The organism is Demequina sp. NBRC 110054 (genome assembly GCF_002090115.1).
GTDB lineage: Bacteria > Actinomycetota > Actinomycetes > Actinomycetales > Demequinaceae > Demequina.
Genome location: NZ_BBRK01000004.1, coordinates 1,294,410 through 1,309,245 on the forward strand (window position 1 = coordinate 1,294,410; position 14,836 = coordinate 1,309,245).

General features: G+C 71.1%; 12 protein-coding genes. 7 read left to right on the forward strand and 5 right to left on the reverse strand.

Annotation, left to right across the window (positions count from 1 at the left end):
• Nucleotides 1-70: 70 nt before the first annotated feature.
• The 6 genes from B7K23_RS05955 (at nucleotide 71) to B7K23_RS05980 (ending at nucleotide 7,063) form a co-directional block, all read left to right on the forward strand.
• Nucleotides 71-985 (forward strand): VOC family protein, encoded by a 915-nt coding sequence (locus B7K23_RS05955; RefSeq protein ID WP_084125441.1) that lies wholly within the window; start codon nucleotides 71-73, stop codon nucleotides 983-985.
• A complete protein-coding gene (locus tag B7K23_RS05960) occupies nucleotides 982-1,665 on the forward strand; it encodes an alpha/beta hydrolase (RefSeq protein WP_084125442.1) in 684 nt (227 codons plus the stop codon). The genes B7K23_RS05955 and B7K23_RS05960 overlap by 4 nt, the downstream gene beginning before the upstream one ends.
• Complete coding sequence (locus B7K23_RS05965; protein WP_084125443.1) at nucleotides 1,662-2,711, forward strand: LLM class flavin-dependent oxidoreductase; 1,050 nt, start codon at nucleotides 1,662-1,664, stop codon at nucleotides 2,709-2,711. The genes B7K23_RS05960 and B7K23_RS05965 overlap by 4 nt, the downstream gene beginning before the upstream one ends.
• A gap of 136 nt (nucleotides 2,712-2,847) precedes the next feature.
• A complete protein-coding gene (locus B7K23_RS05970; protein WP_084125444.1) occupies nucleotides 2,848-4,404 on the forward strand; it encodes an alpha/beta hydrolase in 1,557 nt (518 codons plus the stop codon).
• 114 nt (nucleotides 4,405-4,518) lie between these two features.
• On the forward strand, nucleotides 4,519-5,079 hold the full coding sequence (locus tag B7K23_RS05975) for a PadR family transcriptional regulator (protein ID WP_084125445.1): 561 nt from the start codon (nucleotides 4,519-4,521) through the stop codon (nucleotides 5,077-5,079).
• A 316-nt stretch (nucleotides 5,080-5,395) separates the two neighbouring features.
• On the forward strand, nucleotides 5,396-7,063 hold the full coding sequence (locus tag B7K23_RS05980) for an AarF/ABC1/UbiB kinase family protein (protein WP_084125446.1): 1,668 nt from the start codon (nucleotides 5,396-5,398) through the stop codon (nucleotides 7,061-7,063).
• 66 nt (nucleotides 7,064-7,129) lie between these two features.
• Here B7K23_RS05980 and B7K23_RS05985 read toward each other — a convergent pair whose 3' ends face one another.
• The 5 genes from B7K23_RS05985 to B7K23_RS06005 form a co-directional block, all read right to left on the reverse strand.
• Entirely contained in the window at nucleotides 7,130-7,426 is a 297-nt protein-coding gene (locus tag B7K23_RS05985; RefSeq protein ID WP_084125447.1) for a hypothetical protein, read from the reverse strand.
• A 114-nt stretch (nucleotides 7,427-7,540) separates the two neighbouring features.
• The gene (locus B7K23_RS05990; RefSeq protein WP_234996472.1) at nucleotides 7,541-8,227 is read right to left on the reverse strand and encodes an aquaporin; all 687 of its coding nucleotides are present in this window, start codon (nucleotides 8,225-8,227) and stop codon (nucleotides 7,541-7,543) included.
• 283 nt (nucleotides 8,228-8,510) lie between these two features.
• A complete protein-coding gene (locus tag B7K23_RS05995; protein ID WP_234996433.1) occupies nucleotides 8,511-9,353 on the reverse strand; it encodes a methylenetetrahydrofolate reductase in 843 nt (280 codons plus the stop codon).
• Nucleotides 9,354-9,425: 72 nt separating this feature from the next.
• The gene (locus B7K23_RS06000) at nucleotides 9,426-10,565 is read right to left on the reverse strand and encodes a quinone-dependent dihydroorotate dehydrogenase (protein ID WP_084125450.1); all 1,140 of its coding nucleotides are present in this window, start codon (nucleotides 10,563-10,565) and stop codon (nucleotides 9,426-9,428) included.
• Between the two features lie 847 nt (nucleotides 10,566-11,412).
• Complete coding sequence (locus B7K23_RS06005; protein WP_084125451.1) at nucleotides 11,413-13,230, reverse strand: phosphoenolpyruvate carboxykinase (GTP); 1,818 nt, start codon at nucleotides 13,228-13,230, stop codon at nucleotides 11,413-11,415.
• Between the two features lie 123 nt (nucleotides 13,231-13,353).
• Here B7K23_RS06005 and B7K23_RS06010 point away from each other — a divergent pair, with 123 nt between their 5' ends.
• Nucleotides 13,354-14,802 carry a helix-turn-helix domain-containing protein gene (locus B7K23_RS06010; RefSeq protein ID WP_084125452.1) on the forward strand — a complete coding sequence of 483 codons (1,449 nt, stop codon included), beginning with the start codon at nucleotides 13,354-13,356 and terminating at the stop codon, nucleotides 14,800-14,802.
• The last annotated feature ends 34 nt before the right edge of the window (nucleotides 14,803-14,836 follow it).

The window sequence follows — 14,836 nt, forward strand, 5'->3', positions numbered from 1 at the left end:
TGTATCTACAACTAAACTGGTCTATGGTGAGGATCAGCAGGACGCGAGGGCGTCCGGAAGGAGTCTCACCATGAACGCCACCGTCAACGACCAGATCCTCAGCGCCGACACCACGATGGGCGCCGTCACCCTCCGCGTGGGCGACCTCGAGAACATGTCCGACTACTACGCGAAGGCCTTCGCGATGGAGCCCCTCGAGGAGGTCGCGCGCGGCAACGAGGTGCACCGCGTGCTCGGCCGCGGCGCCACCCCGCTGGTCCGCATGATCGGCACGCCCGGCCTTCCCGGTGTCGACCCGCGCCAGGCCGGCCTGTTCCACACCGCCTTCCTGTTCGACACGCAGGAGAGCCTCTCGGCGACCGTCTTCCGCGCCGCGCGCGACAGCCGCGGCCGCTTCTCGGGCTCCGCGGACCACCTCGTGAGCGAGGCCTTCTACTTCACCGACCCCGAGGGCAATGGCGTCGAGCTGTACATGGACCGCCCGCGCGACACGTGGACCCGGAACGGGAACTCGATCGCGATGGACACCCTGTTCCTGGACCCCAACGCGTACCTCCAGAGCCACCTGACCGAGGACGCCCTCAACGCGGGTCCCTCGCTCGCGGGCAAGGTCGGCCACGTCCACCTCCAGGTCGGCGACGTCGCGGCGGCCAAGCAGTTCTACGTCGACGCGCTCGGCTTCGAGACCACGCAGGCGGACTACCCGGGCGCGCTGTTCGCCTCGGCCGGCGGCTACCACCACCACGTCGCGATGAACGTCTGGAACTCCCGCGGCGCCGGCCCGCGCGCCGCGAGCCTGGGTCTCGGCGACGTCTCGATCACGCTCCCGACCCGCGAGGACCTCGACGCGCTCGCGGTCCGCTTGCGCGACCGCCGCATCGACTTCGATGCCGACGGCCGCTCGGTCCAGGTCAAGGACCCGTGGGGCACGCAGGTCACGCTCTCGCTGCCCGACGCCACGACCGACGAGGTGCTGGCCCGATGACCCGCATCGTCCACGACCTGCGCTCGGAGGGCTTCCCCGCCCACCCGGACGATGCGTCAGCCGCGTCTCCCGTCGTCCTCCTCCTTCACGGGTTCGGCTCGCAGGAGCGGGACCTGCCCGGCATCGTCCCTCACCTGGGGCTGACGGCCCCGTGGGCGTCGCTGCGCGCGCCGCACCCCGTGGGCGGCGGCGCCGCCTGGTTCCCGATCACGAAGCCCGGCAACCCCGACGCCGCGCCCGTCGAGGACGCGACCGAGGCGATCTGGGAGTGGGTGGACGCGAACCTCGGCGCCGCCACTCCCGTCGTCCCCGTCGGCTTCTCCCAGGGAGGGCTCATGGCGAGCCAGCTGCTGCGCTCGCGCCCCGACCGGGTGCCCGCGGCCGTCGTCCTGGGCGGCTTCACGCTCGGCCACCCGCAGGCGGGGGATGAGGCGCTCGCCGCCGACCCGCGCCCCGTGTTCTGGGGTCGCGGCGCCGAGGACCTGGTCATCGCGCCCGACGCCGTGGTGCGCACGGGCGAGTTCCTCCCCGCGCACGCCGCGCTGACCGAGCGGGTCTACCCCGGGCTCGCGCACGGGATCAACGCCGCGGAGCTCGCCGACGTGCGCGCGTTCCTCGCGGGCGTCCCCGCGCTCGCGGAGGCAGTGGCGGCTGCAGGCTCGGAGGGCGGGGCCCGATGAGCGCCGCCGCGTCCCCGTTCGAGATCGGCATCTTCACGTTCGGAGAGCTCACGCGCGACGCGCACGGCAAGCCCATCGCGCCCGCGCAGCGGCTGTCCGACATCCTCGAGTGGGCGCGCGTGGCCGACCAGGCCGGGCTCGACGTGTTCGGCGTCGGCGAGCATCACCGCGAGGACTTCGCGGTCTCGTCGCCGCAGGTGGTGCTCGCCGCGGCGGCCGCCCAGACCGAGCGGATCCGGCTGACGAGCACGGTGACCGTGCTGTCGAGCTCCGATCCCGTCCGGATCCACGAGGACTTCGCGACGCTCGACCAGCTTTCCGGCGGGCGCGCGGAGATCACCGCGGGCCGCGGCGCGTACATCGAGTCCTTCCCGCTGTTCGGCCAGGAGCTCGAGCGCTACGACGAGTTCTTCGAGGACCGCCTGGACCTGCTGCTGAAGATCCGCGCGCAGAACCCCGTGACGTGGTCGGGCTCGACCCGGCCCGCGCTCGACGCGGCCGGCGTGTGGCCGCGCCCGCTCCAGGACGAGCTGCCCGTGTGGCTCGCCGTCGGCGGCACCCCGCAGTCGGTGGTGCGCGGGGGCGTGCTCGGCCTGCCGCTGTACCTCGCGATCCTCGGCGAGCCCGCGCGCTTCAAGCCGCTCGCCGACCTCTACCGCCGCGCCGCGGCCGAGGCGGGGACCGAGCCGAACCGCATCGGCGTGACCTCGCACTTCTACATCGAGCCCACCTCGCAGGGCGCTCGCGATGCTTTCTATCCGCACTACGCGGGCTATATCGCCCAGAACATGCCGCGCGCCGGTCGGCTCGACCGGGCGGGCTTCGACGCGTGGGCCGGTCCGCACGGCGCGCTGTTCGCGGGCAGCCCCGCGGAGGCCGTCGACAAGATCCTGTGGGAGCACGAGGTGCTCGGCCACTCGCGCTTCCTCGCGCAGGTGGGGCTCGGCGGGATCGGCCAGAAGGAGACGCTCAGGTCGATCGAGCTGCTCGCGACCGAGGTGCTGCCCCAGGTGCGCGCAGCGATAGGCCAGCCGGCGGCGGTCTGACGCGGTCCCCGCCCCGGCATCGTCCCGGGGTGCGGACGGACGACCTTGCTCTCACATCGCCCCCGGACGCCACCGGGTGACTAGTTGCCTTGGCCTCATTCTCACGGCTTGGAGAGATTCGGCCTACCGTGGTGCCATGGCCCGTCGGAGCGCCGTGGCAGCGCTCGTCGCAGTACCCCTTCTCGTCGCCGCGTGCACCGCGAGCGACCCGGAGCCATCGCCATCCCCGGTGCTGTCCGAATCACACGAGGCGGTCGCCTCCCAGCAGCCGTCCGGCTCGGCCGAGGCGGCCTCCGTGGAAGCCATCGCCTGGTACTCGTGCGGGCTCTACGACTGCGGGACCCTGACGGTCCCGCTCGACTGGGCCTCACCCGACGGCGAGACGATCGAGATCGCGCTCAAGCGCCTTCCCGCGGGGGACCAGGAGGCACGGATCGGGTCGCTGCTCATCAATCCGGGCGGCCCCGGGGTCTCGGGGCTCGAGTTCCTGGGCTACTTCACGCGCGCGATGAGCAGCGAGGTCCTCGCGGCCTACGACATCGTCGCATTCGACCCGCGAGGTGTCGGGGAGTCGACCGCGGTCGACTGCGGGGACGCCGCGACGCTCGACGCGGTCTTCGCCGCTGACATCCCGGCCGCGACACAGGAGGACCTCGACGCGGCGTCCGCGCTCATGTCGACGTTCGCTGAGGGGTGTGAGGAGGGAACCGGCGCGCTGATCGAGAACGTCGACACCGTGTCCGCCGCGCGCGACATGGAGGCCCTGCGCGAAGCTCTCGGCGACCAGCAGCTCAACTACGTCGGCTACAGCTACGGCACGCGCCTCGGTGCGACCTACGCGGTGCTGTACCCGGAGCGAGTGGGTCGCGTTGTGCTGGATGGTGCCTATGACTTCCTCGCCTCGATGGAGGAGCAGGTGGAGTCGCAGGTCGCGGGATTCGACCAGGTCTTCCTCGCGTTCCTCGACTACTGCGAGCGCACGGGAGACTGTCCGCTGTCCACCGAACCCGACCTCGCCAGGGAGCAGATCGCGTACATCCTGGAGTGGGCGACCGAGACCGGCTTCCCCACGTCCATCGACGGCGTCAGGGTCAACGGCACGCTGGCAGAGGCGGGCGTCATCTGGGATCTGTACGACGACTCCGGCTGGCCCACGCTGCTCGACTCGCTCCGGGAGATCGTCGACCACGGGACGGCGACGACGCTCTATCAGGAGGGGAACGGGTACCTGAGCCGCGACCCGTACTCGGGGCTGTACGCCTCGAATCAGTCCGTGGCGAACCTCGCCATCATGTGCCTGGACAGTGCGACGGGCGAGGAGTGGACCCTCGCCGACCAGCGCGCGCTCGAGGCGGAGCTCGTCGAGCTCTCCCCGGCCTTCGGCCTCGCCTCGGCCACCGGCGCGTCGTGCGACTCCTGGCCCTGGTTGGCGCACGAGGCCGTCGACGCGATCGACTACCCCGACGACGCGAACCCGATCCTCGTGGTCGGGACCACGGGCGATCCCGCCACGCCGTACGAGGGCTCGAAGTGGCTCACCGCCGAGCTCGGCAACGCGGTGCTCCTCACGTTCATCGGCGACCAGCACACCGCGTACGGGTGGTCGACGCACTGCCTTGACGCGGCCGTGGACGCCTTCCTCCTTGACGGCAAGCTGCCCGCCGAGGGCACGGAATGCGAGTACCCGGACTGAGCGGCGCGGACAGCGTGCGTTCCCCCAGGGGTGGGCTGTTGCGGTTCTGACGGCCATGAGCGACACTGGCGATATATCGTTCACAGTCGGAGCGATAGTCCTCAGGAGGTTGCCATGAGTGCCCAGTACCGTCCCCGCGGTTCCCGCTTCAGCGCCGACGACGCGGCCGACGCGTTCCGCGACGCGGTGAACCAGATCAAGTCCGAGTTCGACAGGAAGGTCGCCCCCCGCATGGGTCGCGGCGACGTCCGTTCCGCGGTGCTCGCGCTCCTCGCCGAGCAGCCGATGCACGGCTACCAGATCATCCGCGAGATCGAGTCGCGCACCGACGGCGCCTGGAAGCCGAGCCCCGGCTCGGTCTACCCGACGCTCCAGATGCTCGCCGACGAGGGCCTCGTCACGGTCGAGACCAAGGAGGATCGCAAGATCTACTCCCTCACCGATGAGGGCGCGGAGGCCGCGGCGGACTCCTCGGGCACCGTGCCGTGGGAGTCTGACGGCGCCACCTCGTGGACCGAGAGCCTGCACATGGGTCCGGTGCCGAAGGCGGGCGCCGAGCTCGCGCAGGCCGCGACGCAGGCCGCCCGCGTGGGCACGCCTGAGCAGCAGCAGGAGGTCGCGGACGTCCTCAACGAGGCGCGCCGCAAGATCTACTCGATCCTCGCGAAGGACTGACCTCCCGCGGCAGGCGCCGGCGGGCCCGGTGTGTGCGTCGGCGCGCGCCCGCCGCCGGATCTGCGCGCTGGCATCGCACCACGCCTGAGAAGCGCCCCATTCCCAGGCGCGGTGCGATTCCAGGGCGCAACCGCAGGTCCGTGGGGCCGCCGGCTCTCGCGGCCCGGCCCCGCCGCCGGGCCCGGTGGTCGGACCCGGCCAGCCCGCGCATCGTCCCTGTTCCGGGAATTCTCCGGGGCCCCCGGACGTAGGATCGAGGAGAGCCTTGCGCGCGACCGGCGGAACGCCGTCGGCGGCGTCGGGACAAGGAGAGTCGATGCCCGACGCAGCCCTGGATCGCGCCCGCTACCGCCGGATCATGCGGTTCGCGGCGCGGCAGTTCGCGACGATGTGGTGGTACGAGTTCCTGCTGCCGCACATCGGCCTGCGCAAGGTCGCGGACGCCTCGCGCGACCGCCGGCTGCACTCGCTCGCTCGCAAGTTCCGCCTGCTCGCGGTCGACCTGGGCGGCCTGCACATCAAGCTCGGCCAGTTCCTCTCCTCCCGCCTGGACGTGCTGCCGCCCGAGATCACCAAGGAGCTCGAGGGGCTTCAGGACGAGGTGCCCGCCGCGCCCTTCGACCAGATCCGCGCGCTCGCGGAGGCGGAGCTCGGCCTTCCGCTCGAACGCGTCTACGCGTGGGTCGACGAGGAGCCGGTCGCCGCGGCCTCGCTCGGCCAGGCCTACCGGGCCCGACTGGCCAGGGACGATGCGGCGCGGGCCGGGTACACGGACGTCATCATCAAGGTCCAGCGGCCGGGCATCGCCGCCGTCGTCGCGGTGGACCTTGCCGCCCTGCGTCGGGTCGGGCGGTGGCTCGCGCGGCTGCGCGTCGTCTCGAGCCGCGTGGACATGCCCGGCCTGGTCGAGGAGTTCGCGCGCTCGAGCCTCGAGGAGATCGACTACCTGCACGAGGCCGGCAACTGCGAGCGCTTCCGCGACATGTTCGCCGACGACGACCGCGTGCGCGTGCCCGAGGTCGTGTGGGAGCGCACGTCGCGCCAGGTGCTGACGCTCGAGAACGTCGCGGCGATCAAGATCACCGATCTCGACGGCCTGCGCGCCGCGGGGATCCACCCCGGCAAGGTCGCGCACGTGTTCTCGTCGGTCATGCTCGACCAGCTCTTCGAGCACAGCTTCTTCCATGCCGACCCGCACCCCGGCAACCTCTTCATCACCCCCACGCCGGGCGAGGGGCAGGGCTGGAAGCTCACGTTCGTCGACTTCGGGATGATGGGCACGATCCCACCGAGCCTGCGCGCGGGGCTGCGCTCGCTCGTGCTCGCGGTCGTCTCGCGCGACGGGCACGGCATGGTCGAGGCGATGCGCGAGGCGGGCGTCCTCCTTCCCGGAGCGGACGATGCGGAGCTCGAGCGGGCGGTGTCCAAGGCGTTCTCGCGGTTCGGGGGGATGAGCCTCGCGGAGCTGCGGGCGGTCGATGTGCGCGACATGCGCGACTTCGCGCTCGAGTTCGGCGACGTCATGGTCGAGATGCCGTTCCAGATGCCCGAGGACTACCTGCTGATCATCCGCGCGGGCTCGCTCACCTCAGGGGTGTGCACCGCGCTGGATCCGAACTTCAACGTGTGGGACTCCGTGGACCCGTACGCGCAGCGGCTGCTGCGCGGAGAGAGCATCGAGTGGGTGCGTCACTTCGGCAACGAGGCGTACGACTCGGTCGGCGCGATCTGGCGCATGCCTCGCAGGATCGATGCGGCGCTCGGCAAGGTCGAGGACGGCTCGCTCGCGGTGACAGTGCCGCAGATGGAGAAGCTCATGAGCCGCGCGGAGCACACGGCGCGGCGGCTCGTGTCGGGGATCATGTTCGCCGCGATGCTCGTTGCCGGCGCGATGGTGCGCGGCAACTGGGAGACGCTCAGCAACTTGCTCATGCTCGGCTCGCTGTTGCCGCTGGGGCACTCGATGTTCGGGCGGCGGAACTAGTCGCGTTCCGGTTCGCCTGCGCCTCTGCCACGCCTTGTGCGGCTCGTCTGCGGGTCGCGGCGCGGTTCAGGCGAGGACGTACGACTGCATCGCCATGAAGGTCGCCATGCCGAGCGCGGCGGCCCACGTGTAGCCGAGTCCGAGCCTGCGCGGCGCGCGGTCGGCCTCGCTGCCCCAGGCCCACGCGGCGGCGGCCATCGCGACCGCGCCCGCGGCGAGCAGCGCCCACATGAAGGAGTACTGCAGGTCGGCGCCCGAACCGGTGGCTCCGCCCAGCGACGTCATGACGGCGAGCGTGAGGGCCAGCACGAGCACGAGCGGCGCGATGCCTGCGGCTACCAGCGTGGATGCGTGAAGCTTCATCTCTACCCCCTGATTACCCTCAGCAGCGGAATCCCAGTGTGACACGTATGTCCGTTTTGTGCAGTCCCCATTTCGGGGGGCGGGGCTGTGGGGGCGTAGGGGCGGCGCGCGGTGTCAGGCCTCGCTGCGCGGGAAGATCGCCGCCGCGATGGCCACGGCCAGCGCCGCGCCGATCAGCTGCGCGCCGATGAACGGCAGTACCGACGCGGGCGCGATGCCGGCGAAGGTGTCGGAGATCATGCGGCCGATCGTCACCGCGGGGTTCGCGAAGGACGTCGACGACGTGAACCAGTAGGCCGCGCCGATGTAGGCGCCCACGGTCGGGGCGACGATCGCGGCGCGGCCGGTGCGCACGAGCGCGAGGATCGTCAGCACGAGGCCCGCGGTCGCGACGACCTCGGCGAGTAGGTGTGGGCCTGTCGCGCGGTCGGTCGTGGACCAGGTGGTGGGCACGTCGAACATCGCGTTGGCCAGGGCGGCGCCCGCGAGGCCGCCGACGATCTGCGAGCCGATGTACGCGGCCGCGTCGGTCCACGAGTCCATCCCGCCGACGAACCGCTCGACCAGTGTGACGGCGGGGTTGAAGTGCGAGCCCGAGACCTGCTGGAACAGCAGGATCAGCACGGTGAGGCCGAAGAACGTGGCGATCGAGTTCTGGAGCAGCTGGAGGCCGACGTCGTCCGAGAGCTGCTGCGCCATGATGCCCGAGCCGACCACGACGGTGACGAGCAGGGCGGTGCCGAGGAACTCGGCGAAGGCGCGGCGCCACAGCGCGGGGGCGGCCGGGGCCTCCGCGACGATGCGGGTGTCGGGGGCCGCGGGGTCGGGCACGTGGCCCTGGTGGCCTTCGGCGGGCGCGGTGTTCTCGGCGGTGCTCACAACGCCCCATCTTGGTCCACCGAGATATCTCAGTCAACCTTGAGGCATATTGCTTCGCGGGTGGTGCGAGTGGGGTGCATGCCGCTCGCGGCGCTCGAGTGGTGCCTGGGGTGGACAGTCTCTGACACCGCGTGGTGCGCGGGCGCGGCGTGTCGCGCGCGCCGCGCCGTGCGCGCGGGAATGTCTGTGTCAGGAAGTGTCCGCGTCAGCCCGCGAGGTAGTCGCGCGCCCAGGCCGCGGTCGACGTCGGCCCGCCGAACGCGAACAGATGGATCCGCACGTCGCCGTGGCGCTCGGGCTCGAGCCGTTCCCCCAGCGAGTCGACGAACGCGTCGGGCCCCGCCGTGACCAGCAGGTTCCCTAGCGACAGCCCGTACTTGCGCGCGACGCCTGCGCCCGTCGTCACACCGCACCGCTTGGCGAACGCGAGCAGGCGCTTGACCGAGGTCGGCCCCGGCACACCGATCCTCAGCGGTGAGTCGACGCCCAGGTCGCGCACGCGCTCGACCCAGCCCAGGACCGCGTCGACATCGAACGAGAACTGGGTGATCACCGTCGTCTCGAGGCCCTGGGCCTCGAGCAGCGCGACCTTGGCGGTCAGCGCCCGCGCGAGCGTCGCATCGTCGATGTCCGGGTGGCCCTCCGGGTAGCCCGAGACGCCGACCTCGCGCACCCCGTGCTCGCCGAGGAGGTCGGTGCGCAGCACGGACAGCGCGGAGTCGTACGGACCGACCGGCTTGCGCGGGTCGCCGCCGACCACGACCACGTGCGAGGACGTGCCCTGGTCCTGGATCGCGCCGAGCTCGCTGCGCAGCTCCTGCTCGGAGGCGACGCGGCGCGCGGCGAGGTGAAGCACGGGGGTGAGCCCGTCGCGGTGCGCGCTCGCGGCGAGGGCAAGGCGCGCGGTCGGGTCCTCGGTGCCGAGAGCTGTGATGTTGACCCGCGTGCCCGCGGGCAGGTTCGCGGCGGCCTCGGTGAGGCTCGCGCCGTCGCGCGCGGTCACCTCTATCGAGAAGTCGTCGAGCAGCGCGGCGCGGTTCACAGTCACGGGGATATGAAATCACCCCGAGCCGCGGACGTGGACCGCGCGGCCCGGGGTGAAGCTGAGGTGTCGACCGCGTCAGTCCGTCGCGACCGCGACGTCGGCGCGGGAGCCGACGGCGTCCTGAACCTTCTCGAAGCCGTCCGCCTGAGCGAGCTCGACGAGCTCCTTCGCGATCGTGCCGACGACCGCGGGGCCCTTGAACATGAGGCCGGACACGAGCTCGACGAGCGTCGCGCCCGCGCAGATCTTGTCGTAGGCGTGCTGGCCGGAGAAGACGCCGCCGAGGCCGGCGAGCGTGAGCTTGTCGCCCGCGTGCAGGTAGGTACGGCGCACGAAGTCGGTGCTCATCTCGCGCACCGGCTTGCCCGAGAGGTTGCCCTTGATCGCGGGGTCCATCGTGACCGCGTCGCGGTCCTTGCGCAGGTTGGTGAGCGTGAGGCCCTGGACGTCGTGGTCGAGCGCGACGTCGACGAGCTCGCGGAACTGCTCCCACGACTTGTCGGACGGCATCTTGAGCACGATCGGCTGGCTCGGCGCGACCTTGTCGACCTCGGTGAGCAGGGTGTCGAGGTTCTCGGGCGAGGTGAACGCCTCGCCGACCATCGTGTTGGGGCACGAGACGTTGAGCTCGATCAGCTCGCTCAGGCCGTTGAGGGCCTTGACCGACTTCACGTAGTCCTCGACGCCCTCGTAGACGTCGCCCGTGTGGGTGTCGTTGGTGCGGGCGATCGACATCTTGAACGGCAGCGCCGTGTAGTGCGGGTTGCCCTGGTCCTTGAGCTCGCGCAGGCGGTCCGCGACCTTCTCGACGCCGCCGTTGGCGAGGCCGACGTGGATGACGAGGGACTCCTGGTCGACGAGGCGGTGGAACCACGGGCGCGGGTTGCCGGGGCACACGCGCGAGGTGACGGAGCCGAACGTGAGGAAGCCGAAGCCGGTCATCTGCAGGATGCCGGGGATCGCGACGTTCTTGTCGAGGCCGGCGCCGAGCCCGAGCGGGTTGCGCAGCGTGAGGCCGTAGGCCTGCGTGACGAGGGCGGGGTCGTCGTGCTTGAACAGCGCCTCGGCGGCGGCCATCGCGGGGGTGATCCGCTGCGCCCACGAGCCGTGGGTGATCATGTCGTCGTGCACCTTGTCCGGTGCCATGCTGAAGATCACGGGCTTGACGCCCTTGGTGTAGACGGTTGTCATCGCGCTGCGTGCGAAGGTACCCATGTCGCCCTTGTCCTTGAATGTGCGGCGCGACTCCGACGATGCGGGAGCGGGCCCGCATGACGCCGTCGCGTCGCTCGTCGGTGAGGTTGACCAGAGGGTATGCCTGTCCCGGGACGCAGAGCCGGGACCTCGTGCCCTGGGGTTCGGGGCCTCGACCACTCTCGTGCGGCGAGTGCATCATCCCTGGTGTTTTGGGTGTTGTGTCATCTTCGCGGCATCGTCCCTGGTGAGGGAGCGGGCGACGTGTGGCCCTGCTGGAGGCGCGGGCGATACACGGGCGTGGTCGGGGACGGGCTGGGCGCTGTCTCATCTGCCGTGTCTCCTGGAGGAACCTCATGCACCCTTTTCGCACGCGAGTGTCTCCTGGAGGAACCTCATGCACCCTTCCGCGTGTGAATGTCTCCTGTGGGCGCCTCACGCCCTCTTTTCGCACGTGAATGTCTCCTGTAGGCGCCTCAGGCCCGCTCCCCGCGAGCGACCCCGCGCGGGCGCCCTGCGCTCGAGCCGCCTCGACGCCGCGTGTGGCGGGTCCCAGGGTCGAGCGGATCAGGGTGCATGAGTTTCCTTCAGGGGACAAAAGTGGCTCGCGGGGGTGCATGAGTCTCCTACAGGAGACAGAGGCGGCTCGCAGGCGGGCGTGAGGTGCCTACAGGAGACGGACCGCTCCGTCGCGAGCGACCCCAGACGGAACGACCCGCCCTCAGGCACGCCGAAGGCCGGCGGGGAGGAGAGGCCGCCGCCGGCCATCGGGGTGGTCGGCCGCGACCGGTGTCGAACCCCGGAAGGGCCGATCGCGACCAAGAGTGGAGATCGAGGCTCCTAAGAAGGGGCGAGCCTCGATCCGGTCTTAGGACTCGGAGTCGAGCGCGCGCTGCCGCAGGTGCAGCGCGCTCCTCAGCTCCGCGGGCACGCGGTCGCCGAAGCCGTCGAGGTACTCGGACATGTCCTCGGCCTCCTCGGCGAGACCCTCCGCGTCGAGCGCCATGAGGCGGCGCCACTGCTCATCCGAGACTCCTGCGTCGGCGTAGTCGATCTCCCCCTCGCCGGGCAGCCATCCGAACGGTGTCCGCTCCGCGGTCGCGGACCCGTCGAGCCGGCCGAGCGCCCACTTGAGCACCCGGATGTTCTCGCCGAAGCCCGGCCACAGGATGTTTCCTTCAGCGTCCCGGCGGAACCAGTTGACGTGGAACACCGCGGGCACGTCCCGGGCCTGGCCTCCCACGCGAAGCCAGTCGGCGAAGTGGTCGGCCATGTGGATCCCGCTGAACGGGAGCATCGCGAGCGGGTCTCGGCGCAGCTTGCCGACCGGGCCCTCGGCGGCCGCGGTCTGCTCGGACGCGAGCGAGGCGCCCATGAGGACTCCGTGCTTCCAGTCGTAGGCCTGGGCCACGAGCGGGATCTGCGTCTTGCGGCGTCCGCCGAAGACGATCGCGTCGAGGACCACGCCGTCCGGGTCGTCCCAGTTGTCGGCGATCGTGGGGCAGTGCTGGGCGCCGACGGTGAAGCGCGCGTTCGGGTGTGCGGCCGGGGTGCCGGACTCGGGCGTCCAGTCGTTGCCCTGCCAGTCGATGAGGTGGGCGGGCGGCTCCTTTGTCATGCCCTCCCACCACACGTCGCCGTCGTCCGTGAGGGCGACGTTGGTGAAGACCGTGTCGGACACGAGGGTCTCCATCGCGACCGGGTTCGTGTCCGTCGACGTGCCGGGCGCGACGCCGAAGAAGCCGGCCTCGGGGTTGATGGCCCGCAGGCGGCCGTCGGAGTCGGGGCCGATCCAGGAGATGTCGTCGCCGAGCGTCTCGACCTTCCAGCCGTCGACCGCGGGACGCATCATCGCGAAGTTCGTCTTGCCGCACGCGCTCGGGAAGCCCGCGGCGACGTGACGCGAACGGCCCTCGGGGTCGGTCACGCGCATGAGCAGCATGTGCGCAGCGAGCCAGCCCTCGTCGTGGCCGAGCGCGGTCGCGATGCGCAGCGCGAAGGCCTTCTTGGCGAGGATCGCGTTGCCGCCGTACGCGCTGCCGTAGGACCAGATCTCGCGGGTCGAGGGGAACTGGACGATGTACTTGGTGTCGTTGCACGGCCAGGCGACGTCCTCCTGGCCCGGCTCGAGCGGGGCGCCGACGGTGTGGGCCGCGGGGACCCAGGGGGCGCCGGCGGCGATCTGCGCGAGCGGCGCGGCGCCCATGCGGGTCATCACACCGGTGCTGAGGACCACGTAGGGGGAGTCGGTGACCTGCACGCCGTAGCGCGTGAGGGCGCCGCCCACGGGGCCCATCGCGAACGGCATCACGTACATCGTGCGGCCCTTCATGGCCCCGTCGAACAGGCCGTGCAGCGTCTCCCTCATGGAAGCCGGGTCCGCCCAGTTGTTCGTGGGGCCCGCGCCGTCCTCCTCGTCCGTGCAGATGAAGGTGCGCGACTCGACGCGCGCCACATCGGACGGGTTCGAGCGTGCGAGGTACGAGTTGGGGCGCAGCTCGGGGTTCAGCCGCGTGAGCGTGCCCGCGTCGATCATGCGGTCGATCAGCCCCTGGCGCTCCTCGTCGGAGCCGTCGCACCAGACGATGCTGTTGGGCCTGGTCAGGGAGGCCATCTCCTCGACCCACTGAGCGAGCGCGGGCGGGACGTGGGCCGGGGCGGTGCGGGTGACGCTCGTGGCGGTCATGGGGGACTCCTCATCGAGATCCGGGGAAAAATCGAAGGTGCGTTGCCAGCGTATGCACAAGGAGTTCTCCCATTCTGGGGAAAAGTCTGTGAAATTCGCCGGATCTTTCGATACTGTGACGAAGTGGCAGATCTCAACTTTCTCGGCCGACGCATCCGCCATGCGCGGACGCAGGCCGGGCTGACCCTCGCGCAGCTCGGCGCCGAGGTGGGGATCGCGCCCAGCCAGCTGTCGCTGATCGAGAACGGCCACCGCGAGCCGCGGCTCACCGCGCTCGACGCGATCGCAAGCCGGCTCGGCGTCTCCGTCGCGGAGCTCATCGAGCCCACGCCTCCCAGTCGGCGGGATGCGCTCGAAGTTGAGCTCGAGGCCGCGCAGAGCACCCAGACGTACCGCGAGCTCGGGCTGCCCGAGGTCCGGCCGCCGCGCACCGTCCCCGACGATGTGCTCACCGCACTCGTCGGCCTGCACCGCGAGATCGAGCGCCGCAACCGCCTCGCGATCGCGACGCCCGAGGAGGCGCGCCGCGCGAACACCCGCCAGCGCCTGCACATGCAGGACCTCGACGACTACCTCCCCGAGATCGAGGAGCTCGCGGAGAAGGACGTGAGCGACGCGGGGCACACGACGGGCGCCCTCACGCACCGCACCGTGTCGGTCATGGCCGAGCGGCTGGGCCTCGAGATCGTGCACGTCGACGACATCCCGCACTCGGCGCGCTGCGTCCTGGACCTCGAGCACGGCCGCATCTACACGCCGCTCGCGTCGATCCCGGGCGGCCACGGCCTGCGCTCGCTCGCGCTCCAGGCGATGGCGCACCTGCGGCTCGGCCACGAGGAGCCCGAGGACTACCGGGACTTCCTGCGCCAGCGGCAGGAGGCGAGCTACTACGCGGCGGCCTGCCTCATGCCGCGCACCGCGACCACGGCCTTCCTCACCCGCGCGCGCGACGAGCACGACATCGCGATCGAGGACCTGCGCGACGCGTTCGGCGTCACGCACGAGGCTGCGGCGCTGCGGTTCAGCAATCTTGCGACCTCGCAGCTCGGGATCCCGCTGCACGTGCTGCGCGTCGCGGGCGACGGCGCGATCGTCAAGGCGTACGAGAATGACGGGCTGCCGCTGCCGGTGGACGCGACGGGTGCGACCGAGGGCCAGATCGTGTGCCGGGAGTGGAGCGCGCGCCAGGCCTTCGCGCGCCGCTTCCGCACCACGGAGTACTACCAGTACACGGACACCCCCGGCGGCACGTTCTTCGAGGCGACGCAGACGGGCACGACGGGCGCGGACGAGTTCGCGATCACCGTCGGCGTGCCCTACAAGGAGTCGCGCTGGTTCCGCGGCCGCGAGTCGACGGTGCGGACGATCTCAAGGTGTCCCGATCTCTCCTGCTGCCGCAGGCCCGATGCGGCGGTCGCCGAGCGCTGGGTCGGCCACGCGTGGGTCTCGCCGCGCGTCCACACGCACACGTTCTCGCCGCTGCCGCAGGGCACGTACCCGGGCGTCGACGATGGCGAGCTCTACGCGTTCCTCGAGGCGCACGCGAGGGACAGATCGCGCCCGGAGCACTAGGTTCCTGCGGCTATGGAGGTCGCCTTCTGCGCAC